This window comes from Natronobacillus azotifigens (assembly GCF_026805325.1).
Taxonomy (GTDB): Bacteria; Bacillota; Bacilli; order Bacillales; family Amphibacillaceae; genus Natronobacillus; species Natronobacillus azotifigens.
In genome coordinates this window covers 15,892-28,389 of sequence record NZ_JAPRAT010000012.1, presented here as the reverse complement: position 1 = coordinate 28,389, position 12,498 = coordinate 15,892, and the positions used below count along the sequence as shown (strand labels likewise).

Annotated in this window: 5 protein-coding genes; all 5 read right to left on the bottom strand. The window is 39.0% G+C overall.

Translation table 11 applies throughout. From position 1 onward, the window contains the following. Nucleotides 1-55 precede the first annotated feature (55 nt). Nucleotides 56-1,582 (bottom strand): nickel ABC transporter substrate-binding protein, encoded by a 1,527-nt coding sequence (gene nikA / locus OWO01_RS07620; protein WP_268779848.1) that lies wholly within the window; start codon nucleotides 1,580-1,582, stop codon nucleotides 56-58. Nucleotides 1,583-2,067: 485 nt separating this feature from the next. Next, nucleotides 2,068-3,354, bottom strand: coding sequence for a chloride channel protein (locus OWO01_RS07615; RefSeq protein WP_268779847.1), 1,287 nt, complete (start codon nucleotides 3,352-3,354; stop codon nucleotides 2,068-2,070). 357 nt (nucleotides 3,355-3,711) lie between these two features. Then, nucleotides 3,712-4,284 carry a histidine phosphatase family protein gene (locus OWO01_RS07610; RefSeq protein WP_268779846.1) on the bottom strand — a complete coding sequence of 191 codons (573 nt, stop codon included), beginning with the start codon at nucleotides 4,282-4,284 and terminating at the stop codon, nucleotides 3,712-3,714. Between the two features lie 454 nt (nucleotides 4,285-4,738). Next, on the bottom strand, nucleotides 4,739-9,541 hold the full coding sequence (locus OWO01_RS07605; RefSeq protein ID WP_272506050.1) for a S8 family serine peptidase: 4,803 nt from the start codon (nucleotides 9,539-9,541) through the stop codon (nucleotides 4,739-4,741). Nucleotides 9,542-10,968: 1,427 nt separating this feature from the next. Beyond that, nucleotides 10,969-12,345 (bottom strand): MATE family efflux transporter, encoded by a 1,377-nt coding sequence (locus OWO01_RS07595; RefSeq protein WP_268779845.1) that lies wholly within the window; start codon nucleotides 12,343-12,345, stop codon nucleotides 10,969-10,971. Nucleotides 12,346-12,498: the final 153 nt, after the last annotated feature.

Genomic DNA, 12,498 nt, shown 5'->3' with positions numbered 1-12,498 from the left:
TTTTCTTTCCGCATCTGTTGTGGAAACACACTAAAAATTAGATTCAGTGCTTTTTTTATTCAAGATCAAGTTCATTTGTTATGAGATAATATTCTTCAGATCCTGGTGTCCAATTTTTCACCCGGTTATTCACACCAACAATAATATGTGGGTACACGATATACGATTGTGGTACTTCCTCTTGAATAATATCAACCATTTGTTTTTGCAGTTGAATTCGTTCCTCAATCGTTGACGTTTGATTCAATTGTGTAATCAATGCATTTACATCTTCTATATAAATATCTCCAGGGTTTAGAGAACCATCTGGCGAAAAGGCTACATTAAGGAAGTAACCACCATCTCCTCTTGGAGCACTCAACATCGAGTACGTAACAAGATCCCATTCCGTTTGTTGTTCCCATAGATACGCATCAACATTCTCAACCGTAACGATATTTATTTCAATTCCAAGTTTCGATGCTTCGGCTTGAAGATATTGAGCCATTTGTGGTAATTCAGGTCTCCCTTGATACGTTGCTAAGGTGAGTTGAAGTACTTCGTTATCTTTTTCAAGTTGACCATCTGCATTTTTTTGATAACCAGCTTGCTTCAATAATGATTCAGCTTGTTCAGGATCATAACTTTCCGGTGCGCCATCATTGGAAAAAGAAAAATCCGGGTGAAAAGGTCCATTCGCTACCGTTGCATGACCTGCCATGATTTCGTCAGCGATTATTTGACGATCAATAAGTAAGTCTAACGCTTGTCTTACGTTTTGATCTTGTAGTGGTGAGCTTTTCATATTGTATAGAAGGAAATGCACACGTAAACTCGATACAGATTCAACTCGGAGGTCGTCTCTTTGTTCAATTGGAGCTAGCGTTTCTGGCGGTAAATGATAAGCAATATCCGCTTCTCCTGATTGAAGTGCTAATCCACGCACATTTCCGTCTGAATTGAACTGAACCGTTACCTTATCAATAAGTGCTACCCCATCCCAATAATCCTCATAGCGTTCAAGTTCAATTTTTGACTCTGTAGTAAAATCAACTACTTGAAATGGTCCTGTTCCGATTGGTTGTTCATTGATATTTTCTGTATCCACCTTAATAATGGAAGTATTCGTATGTACCAATTCTGAAACAAACGTTGGGTAGGATTCAGAAGTTACAAATAATATGTCTCGTCCATCCGCTTCAATGGATTCAATTTTTAAATTGTTAGCCATCGCATCATTTACTTCTAACAATCTTTCGAACGATGCTTTGACCGCATTTCCATCAACAGGGGTATCATCATGAAATGTAAGACCCTCTCTCAGCGTAAATCTCCAAGTTTGCTCATCTTCTTGTTCCCAATTTTCAGCCAGCCATGGTTGAATAGATAAATCTTGATCAATCTTCACTAGCGTCTCAGCAATCCCAGCACGAACTCCCATCCAATCTTGATGTGGGTCAATGGTAGAAGAAGGAAAGCTAAATAACAATGTCAGGGATTTATTTTCTTGATCGATATCCTCCGATAGATCATTCGCATCTTCACAGCCGATAAGAAAAATGAACAAGATAATTGCAGTGATTTTATAGATTGTTTTTTTCATTTTTACAGTCCCACCCTTTCGTTTTATTATTTTTTAAAAGCACCCTAACGTAAGACTTCCACTTCGAAACAAATGAAGAATGAAAGTTGTTTAAGTCGAAGTAACAGATGCTAGTACACCATATAGTTAAACTAACAACATGTTGGAGGAAATCGAAAACCCAGCTGATTTAAGTATCACTGAATATGGGTTTCACCACATCACAAAGCATAATCATTACGATTTAATGTATATTATGTTGCACCACAGAGAAATATTACCTCACTTAAATCGTAATGATTACTATTTTCGCTATACATTTATTTACTATAATCAATACTAAGTAGTTAGTCAATCGTAAATCAAAATTATTACGATTTATTGAAGATGATTATACAAGTTATGTATCCTTTATTTGTAAATAGTCAATTCGAAACAGTAAAAAATTCACTTTTACCATCAAAAAAAACACTTCAATTCGATTCGAAGTGTTTTTTTGATTTATTCTATTTTTCAAAATAACGATCAATTTTACGAAATTCTTTACCTGAACGAAAATCCGGATCGTCATGATGCATATCCACATAAATCATTTTCTTCTGCCCTACGATAAAGCCCATCACACTACCTACCACCGCAGCGCCACCAACTTGAAACCCAACCATTTCGATCAACATAACTGCTGCAGCAATCGGTGCATTTGCAATACTCGAAAGACTTGCTGCCATTCCCGCTATTACCATGGAAGAAGCAAGGTCCACACTCGTTGGAGCTAAAAAATTCCCGATAATGCCACCTGTTACTGCTCCAATAAAAAGAGCGGGAATAACTAGTCCTGCACTACCACGAAAGCCTACGGTAAAAGCTGTAGCTAACATTTTTGCTAATAGTAGAAGAATCAAAAAATGTGTATGGAAAGAACTCTCTATGATTTGTTGAATAAAGCTAGAACCCGTACCGCCCGCTTCTGGGAAGTAAATTAACACGATACCTGTGAGTATTCCACCCAAAACCGGTAGATAACCCCCGAATTTTTTTTTCGAAAGTCGATCTCCAAGTTTATCCACTTTATGATAGATCGTCATAAATAAAAGCGCTGCATAACCAGCTAAAACACCAGCAAGGATAAAGTATAGTACATTAGCGGGATTCGGTAAATATGCTGGAATAGTAAACAATGGATCTGTTTTACCAAATGTTGCATAAACAACAAAACCCATTGTAGAGGATAAAATAGCAGGAAACATATCACTATAATGTAAAGAGGACTTATATAGAAGTTCTGCTGCAAAAATACCGCCACCTAATGGTGATCGGAATATAGCGCCAATCGCGCCAGCCGCACCGCATACTGTTAGAATTCTTCGGTCTTCTTTATTGATCCTGCGATTAATAAAAGGTATGGACGTCAGCCAGTTCGCCAAACTACCACCCATTAAAAGCATTGGCCCCTCGACACCACCACTTCCATTAAAACCAATGGTGGAAGCAGAAGCTAAAAGTTTGGTTAACCAAGTTCTCTTGGTGATCCGTCCTTTAAACAAATTAATTCCATCAATATATTTTGGCGTTCCTGACCCTGAAACATTCGGATCTATCTTAAATAAAAGAGAGACCAAAATTCCCCCTATAACTGGGGCAATCACTAGGGGAACACGGTTACCCCATTGAGAAACCCAATTAATAGCCGTATTTAACAATAGCGCAGATATACCTCCACCAATTCCAATTAACGTAGCGTAAAATAACCACTTCGCCATATACCCTCGCGCAAAACCAATTTTTTTCGGCATATAGAATCTCTCCTTAGCTTAATTTCTGTCAAAAAAGCTATTGTAACACAAGAGCGTGATTTTAACATGATTTTAAGGATTTTTTTATTATTTGCACAAAAACGAGAAAATCCGTCATTTTTTGGATAATCATACACCCGACTTAATGGCTGTAACTAGGCTTGTTTCATAGAAACTACCGGGTTTGTTTTGAATGTGCATTCCAAAATTATCTATGCTTGATGTTTGCATAAAGTGAAACTTCAATCCGTCTCATTTTTCAATCCTTAGTCGTTGTGAGCAAATGTTAGTAATGAATCGTTACTAACGAATATGTATTCATGCAAAACGTGAAGTGGGGTATTAGAACAGGATTTTCTAATAACCATTCAAAATATCTATACTCTTAATGCCTGTACATTGCTTTCCTTCAAAAGTAAATTGAACGATCCATGGCATGAGCGTTTTAATTTTTTCAAAATCCTGAAACCCAAATGAACCATCATAATAGTTGATGACTGTACTTAATGCAGTGCCATGACTACCGATGACTATATTTTTGTTTCCATGATCTTCTAAAATTGCATGAAGTGCAGCGATGTTCCTTTCCTGAACTTCATGTAATGATTCCCCTTCTGATCGTTTGTAATTAAAATCTTCCCACTGTTGTTTAGCAAAGGACGAAAAGTCATCAATCCAACCAGCATCTACTTTTCGTTCTCTAAAATCATCAATCTTTTGAATAGCATACCCCTCCTGATCGGCAAAATCTTTAACCGTATCCACCGCCCGCTTATAAGGGCTAGAGAAGACAAGATCTATTCTTTTTTCTAGCAAAAATTTAGTAACTAATTTACGATCTTTCTTTCCTTTTTCTGTGAGTTCTCGACTTAAATCATCATGATTGTTAACGTTTGATTCTGCATGTCTAACAAAATATACGATAGTCATCTAATGTATCTCCTTTGCAAAAAATGCTTAGCGCTAGCAAACGGCAACCTATTCTTTATTTCTCCATTTGCTGAAAAGTTATTTTCTCATTGTAATGCAAATCTGTCACCATAGCAATCTAGAAAGCCTGACTTGCCTAATGATAGCGTTTAATTAGAAACAGACGGTTCTTCCGGCATAAGAAAAACCAGGAAAACTACTCGGTTTTTTTAAAAAAATTAGAAGCTATATTTTGTCCCGGAGCAACCGTCCGTAAGACTCCCACTGATTGAAGATTCACTTTATAAGGGGCTGATATTGACAAGCGAATGCTTGTCATGTCACGCTATAGTGTGACACTATCCAGATCCTACTGCTATACTAGAACATCTTTTGCATCTATATTAATGATAAAAAAAGAGCCTTTCAATGATGAAAAAGGCTCTCTAATTCTAACTATATTCAATTTTCTATTTTACACAAGTTTTCTTTTCTTCTTTTTCAAATGAAGGAAAAGAAGAACAACTACTCCAATTACACTTAGTAGGAATCCGACTGTTAGATAATTGAAAATAGGTGTTGCAGAGTCTGGAAGATTACCGCTAACTGGCTTTTCATTTTTCTTTTCTGTAGCGCTTATTTCTACGTCTTCTTTTTCTACTACATCTTTTGAATCCGACTTTTCTTCTTTATTCGAGGTTGAGTCACCTGGTTTTTCCTCTTCTTCTTCGGAATCTGGTTCTGGCTCGTGATCTGGGTTTGGATCTGGGTCTGGATCTGGGTCCTCCGTTTCTGATTCCACAATATTGTCCACAGTAATAACGTGTACTTCCGCCACGCCATCATTAGTTAAAACAAATACCGTGTATACCCCATTTTCTGATACTTCGAATGTTCTTGTTGCTAGGAAATCCTCACCCGCATTTTCAAAATCTGCAACTGTTTTTTCTCCCGCCAACCATTTTAATTCTGCTAGCTCTGCATCTGTATCGATATCGACAGAAATGGTTACCTTTCCTTCTGTTGGTTCTGTTGTGGATGGCGTTAGGGCTACAGATTTAATCGGTGCTGGTGGTTCTATGATATTTTCAATCGAGATCAATTGAACTACTTCTACACCATCACTGTTCCTAGCGTAGACCGAGTACACACCGTTCTCAGTTACTTCAAATACTTTTGTATCAAGAATATCTGTACCTGCATTTTCAAAATCTGCTGCAACTTTTTCACCTGCTAACCATTTCAATGCAACTAAATCGGCATCTGTTTCTACATCCACCACAACAGAAACCGGTCCTTCTGTTGGTTCCGTTGTGGATGGCGATAGGGATACAGATTCAATCGGTGCTGGTGGTTCTACGATATTTTCAATCGAGATCAATTGAACTACTTCTACACCATCACTGTTCCTAGCGTAGACCGAGTACACACCGTTCTCAGTTACTTCAAATACTTTTGTATCAAGAATATCTGTACCTGCATTTTCAAAATCTGCTGCAACTTTTTCACCTGCTAACCATTTCAATGCAACTAAATCGGCATCTGTTTCTACATCCACCACAACAGAAACCGGCCCTTCTGTAGGTTCCGTTGTGGATGGAGATAGATCGATCGTAATTGGTGCTGCCGGATCAACAATATTTGTTATCGTGATTGTGATGATCTCTTCTACACCAAGTTCATTTGAAGCATAAATGGTATAAACGCCATTTTTGTCTACTTCAAAAGCTTTTTCCTCTAAAATGTCTTCTCCAGCCTCTGCAAAATCCTCTACTACTTTTTCACCCGCTAACCATTTCAGTTCCACCAATAAATCTTCATTATCTGCTTCAACAAAAATGGTAACCGGTTCTTCCGTTTGCTCTGTAGTAGATGGCGTCGCAACAAGTTGAATCGGTGCAGGAGGAACGACGATATTATCAATCGTTATCGTTTGAACTGTTGTTACCTCCGCATCATTTTTTGCGAATACCGTATAAGTACCGTTTTCTTCCACTTCGAAAGTTTTTTCTTCTAAATCAATCACAAAACCAGATTCTACAAAGTCGTCTGCTACTTTTTCACCCGCTAACCACTTTAATTCTACCAATTCTTCCGTACTATCCGTATCGACAGCAATCTTGACTGGACCTTCAGTAGGGTCAGTAGTAGCTGGTGTTAATACAATAGAAAATTCTTCTGGCTCTTTGACTACATGAAGCAATAGTTCTTCTGTTACATCATTCGCCACGATATCCTCAACTGTTAGCGTCAGTGTATTCGTACCGTATTCTAATTCAGGTAACGTTATTACAAAAGAACCATCTTGTTCTAATTCAACCGTATCTGTTACTACGATCGTTTCTTCTTCATTTGTAATTTCATATTGAACAGCTAACTTATCATTAACATCGTATGGTAATCCAAGCATCATCTCGATTGTAGATTTATAATCTATGAAAGAATCCTCAACAAAACCTGTAAGTTCTAGTGGTTTTCCATCCAATTCTTCTGAAACATCAGACAACGAAATTTCTGGATTCGACGTTTTCACATAGAAAGGTGCTACATAACCTAATTGCTGCCCTACAGAATAATTATTCATAAAAATCGCATAAGCACCTTCAGGAATATCTAATTCTTCATTAGTTTCCCAATCGATATAGCTGCCATCTACATCTAATGTATTAGCACCTGGTAGGAAGTCTAGGAGAGTTGATGGTAGATATCCAATATATCCATCTTCGTAATAGCCACCATCTGGATCATTCAAATCAAATACTTCAAAAATTGTATCCCATTGCATATCATATAAACCGTAACGCAAAGTAGTCGATTCAAATTTTCCATTTCCATTTGGAGCGATCGCTTCATCATCTATTGTCATATACTCTAGGCCTGTTAATTCTTGCGATGATAAATCCGCAGCAAACGGCAAGGATAGATGGGTCGTTCCATTCGTGATTTGTATATAGCCAAATAATTCATTTGTTGTCGTCGAGTTTCCAGCTGGTACTGTTAACGTTACCGTCAGGAGTTCGTGATCGGTTAATGTAAATGTTTCTTTATCTACAGAAACCTTTGCACCAGATAATTCTTCCGTAGGTTGCTTCGTCGTTTGAATACTAACCTCATAATCACTTGACTTATCTGTTAAGTTACGAACTTCAATTTGTCTTGTGATAGTCACTACTTCTTCTTCATTTGGTAATACGTTACCAAACCCAATCGTTCCTGTCTTGTGTTCGATATCTTCATCATACTCTTGTTCAAAGGTAGCTAGTGAATAGGCTAACGCTTCTGCCGTCGCAGCCTTCATCGGTTGCACACGTCCTGAACCTTGATCAAATACATCGAATTGTGAAGTATCTAACTGTTTTGCCGTATTGGACATGGCTACTTTTAAATCAAACGGTCCCCAATCAGGGTTTAGCGATAACAATAATGCAGCTACACCAGCAACATGTGGTGCCGCCATACTCGTTCCTGTGAATCTATCGTAAGAAGTTTCATAGTTGGCTTCTGGAAAGTCCCTTAAGTAAGCTGGAACAGTAGACATAATGTTTGTTCCAGGTGCGACAACATCGGGTTTAATATCGAAATAAGGTGTTGTCGGACCTCTGGAACTAGAGTTATTCACTAGATCTCCGCCATTTTTTTCACTAACAAAATTTTGGAAAGTCACTTGACCAAGTTTATCTTCAGACGCTTCAATTGCTTCTCTAAACGATAGACCTTTTTCAGTTGGTATATCTGCAGTGGGAATAAATTGAAAAGAATCGCCTAATAAAAATCCAGCTGGTCCAGCGCCAGCTACATTGTTGTGTAAAATAACTCCAACTGCACCTGCGTTTTTGGCAACTTCTATTTTTTCTACAAATGGAATCTCACCACGTGAAACCAATGCTACTTTTCCATCTACATTTAAATCTTCATAATCAGAAGCTGCTCCAATGTTTGGTACTGCTACAACGTCAAAAGTACCTGTTAATATATCTGCTGGTTCAGAACCAAAAGTCCAGGCCATTAATTCCGCTTCGTATTGATCAGCATAGTCTCCTGCTTCCACTGTCAATTCTGTTTGGTATTCGATTTGCGGTGAAGTAGAGTTTCCAACTGCAATCCCTAGTGGCGCAACAGCTGGTTGCCCAATAGTTTCACGATTTGGGCCACTATTTCCAGTAGCAATGACTGCCGTTACTCCTGCTAGTGCTGCATTATTGATTGCCGCAGCCTCTACCGTAGTGGAATCATTATTTCCTCCACCTAATGATAGATTGATAATATCCATCTCTTCTTCCACCGATTTATCAATACCTGCAAGAATCCAAGAAAATTGACCACTTCCATACGCTCCTAAAACTCGATAAGCATACAAATCAACTTGTGGTGCAAGTCCTTGAATACCATATTCATTTGCTCCTATGGCAGCAATCGTTCCCGCTACATGTGTTCCGTGATTGGTATAAAAAGAGTTTCCATTACTATACTCGGGTTCATTTTCTGCTCTATCCAGTGGGCTCGTTTCATATGGATCGTTGTCGTCACGTGGGCGGGCATACATCGGATTATTCTCTTGCGGTACAAAGTTAAAGCCACCTTTATAAACTCCCTCAAAATCGGGATGCTCATAGTCAATTCCCGTATCAAGGACAGCTACTTTAACTCCTTGACCCTCGTAACCCATTTCCCAAAGTCCGGATACATCTAAAAAGTCTATACTTGTATCCATTAAAGGAGAAGCTGTCTCTGCGTTTGCTACATCTTCAAGTGCATATACTTTTTCATCAATATCAACACTAATCACTTCATCTATGTTTACTAGTTTTTCTATATCTCTTGCTGTAATCGACATTGCCACACCATTTACAGCATGTCGGTAAGTAAAACTTCTTACATAATCAATCTTTTCTTGAGATAATTTTTTTTCAAAGCCTTTCTGTTGTGATTCTACTTTTCTCAGAACAGAAGTTTCCTCAGAAACACTCAATTTTTTCCCTTGTAATGCTCTTCTACCTTTTTCGATTGCAACTGATCCTTCTGAAAGCTGAACAATAACATCAACTTTTTCACCCTCATCGATATTTTCTAAGAACGGATGTACAACAGGATCCCCAGCAACCAAAGCTTGGTGTTGATCGATTACTTCTTGTATCTTGCTTAGTTTTTCTCCATTTTCAAACTGATCCACTGGAAGTTGGTTCGTATTTGCCGAAGCAAAAATCGGATTAAATAGTGAAAAAAATACTAAAAATATTAAAAAGCTGATTGATAGTTTATTGCTAAAAAGTTTTTTCAATAACACTGCCTCCCTATATTGTTTCTCTACACTACATAAAATCCTAAAACTCCCTCCTTCATGCAAAAATCCAAATTACCTTTTTTATGTAATCTGGTTTCGAACTATTTTATTAAGAACATATGAAAAATAGAACTGTATTCTTAGACAAACGTACAAATAAAGTGAAAATTCAATCAGTGGGAGTTTTTAGGTAGTCCCCCACTGATTTTTAGTTAAACCATTCGGGGGTGCTATCGTCCCTTACTCCCACGTGAACAACTTGATCTTCTCATTTTTTGAAGCGGGAGTCTTACGGACGATTGCTCCAGGGAAAATATAAAGTACAGAAATTTTTTAAAGAGAAACAAACGACTTTTGACTAGGTTGGGGGTGTTTTGCGGTGCTAACCTAAGTGAAAGTAAGGCTTTTGGCGAGGCCAACCTAAGCGAAAGTGCGGCTTTCGACTAGGTTGGGGCTGTTTTGTGGCGCTAACCTAAGCGAAAACGCGGCTTTCGACTAGGTTGGGAGCTTTTTGCGGCGCTAACCTAAGTGAAAGTAAGGCTTTCGACTAGGTTGGGGGCTTTTGGCGGCGCTAACCTAAGTGAAAGTGCGGCTTTCGACTAGGTTGGGGCTGTTTTGCGGTGCTAACCTAAGTGAAAACGCGGCTTTCGACTAGGTTGGGAGCTTTTGGCGGCGCTAACCTAAGTGAAAGTGCGGCTTTCGACTAGGTTGGGGGCTTTTGGCGGCGCTAACCTAAGTGAAAGTGCGGCTTTCGACTAGGTTGGGAGCTTTTGGCGAGGCCAACCTAAGCGAAAGTGCGGCTTTCGACTAGGTTGGGGGCTTTTGGCGGCGCTAACCTAAGTGAAAGTGCGGCTTTCGACTAGGTTGGGGCTGTTTTGCGGTGCTAACCTAAGTGAAAGTGCGGCTTTCGACTAGGTTGGGGCTGTTTTTTGGCGCTAACCTAAGTGAAAGTGCGGCTTTCGACTAGGTTGGGGCTGTTTTTTGGCGCTAACCTAAGTGAAAGTGCGGCTTTCGACTAGGTTGGGGCGGTTTTTTGGCGCTAACCTAAGCGAAAACGCGGCTTTCGACTAGGTTGGGAGCTTTTTGCGGCGCTAACCTAAGTGAAAGTGCGGCTTTCGACTAGGTTGGGGGCTTTTGGCGAGGCCAACCTAAGCGAAAGTGCGGCTTTCGACTAGGTTGGGGCGGTTTTGCGGTGCTAACCTAAGTGAAAGTAAGGCTTTTGACTAGGTTGGGGGTGTTTTATGAGACTAACCTAAGCGAAAGTACGGCTTTTGACTAGGTTAGGGCGGTTTTGCGGCGCTTACCTAAGTGAAAGCACCTCTTTACCCCTAGTATCTTCCGCTAAATGTAACACAAAAAAACAGGTGCAATACGATAATTTCCGTATTACGCCTGTCTATCCAATTCTCTATTTTTATTACCTACTATTCTACTGCTGCCATTTCTTTATGTGCTACAATATTATTTTTAATTTCTTTGTTAATTCTAATCGCTAGAAATCCAGTCATTAAAATCGTTAATCCGTCGGCAACTGGTTGTGCTAAGATAACACCATCTAATCCAATCCAAAGTGGTAAAAATAACACGGCAGGAATAAGAATAAGACCTTGTCTTGACACAGACAACAAACCGGCTGGAACTCCCCTACCCAGAGCCTGGAATAATGAAAAATATATCAATTGAAAACCTAACATTGGGAATGGAATACTGTAAGCTCTCAATGCACGCGCTCCGATTGCTAATACCTCAGGATCATCACTGAACCAGGACATCACTTGTTCAGATAAGCCAATAATGAAAACAGAAATAACAATCGTAAAGATCGTAGAAAGCTTGATCGAAAAACGAATCGCTTCCCATAACCGATCATACCGCTTCGCACCGTAATTAAATCCAGCAACCGGTAGAAAAGCTTGACTATAACCAAATAATGCGAATAATCCAAGCGACATTACTCGTTTTACAATTCCCATCGCCGCTACGGCCGCATCGCCGAAATCACTTGCTGCATTATTAACCAAAGCCATCGCACCGCTATTTAAACCTTGCGTAAAAAATAGTGGAAGGCCAATGATAAAGATTTGACTAATAATTACTCTGTTTGGGCGGTAACCTTTTAGCCTTAGTTGTAAGTAACTGCGTCTTGATTGATAATACCAAACTTGAAAAACTACCGAGATAGCTTGACTAATAATCGTTGCCACAGCTGCTCCTCGAATCCCCATATCAAATGTAAAGATAAAGATAGGGTCTAAAACGATATTCAATACTGCTCCTAATAGTAATGCGACCATACTTGCTTTCACGCTGCCTTCAGCACGCATTACATTATTGAAGAACATTTTCAACATAACAAATGGACTTCCAATTACCAATACTCGCCCATAATCTAAACCATAAGATAATATACTTTCTGTTGCACCAAATAATCGCAGGATATCTTCCAAGTAATGAAGCCCTAAGAACATTAAGGCGATCCCAATCCCAACGACCAATAAAATACCAGTGATTGCTGTATTTTCCGCTTCCTTTTTATTATCTCGTCCTAATGAACGAGAAATATAAGAAGCAGAACCCATTCCAATTGCAATTCCTAACGAGGAAATTAGCATAAAGAAAGGAAACACAACAGCCACTGCTCCTACTGCACTTGTTCCAATTCTCCCAACAAAAATTGTATCAACAATATTATATATTCCATTGACAACCATTCCTATAATCGAAGGAATAGCTAACGTTAATAGCGTTTTTTTGATTGTCCCATTTCGAAGCATTTCAGTTCGTTTATCAGGTATACTCAAGTTGTTAAAACTCCCTTGTTTAAATTTTTACGTTCACGTTTATCCTAAAGCAACCGTCCGTAAGACTCCCGCTTGAAAACAATAAAAGATTCTTGTTGTTTAACCGGAGTAATTCGCTCGTGGTTCCACTCCAAAGGCTTCAGTTCCTTTAGG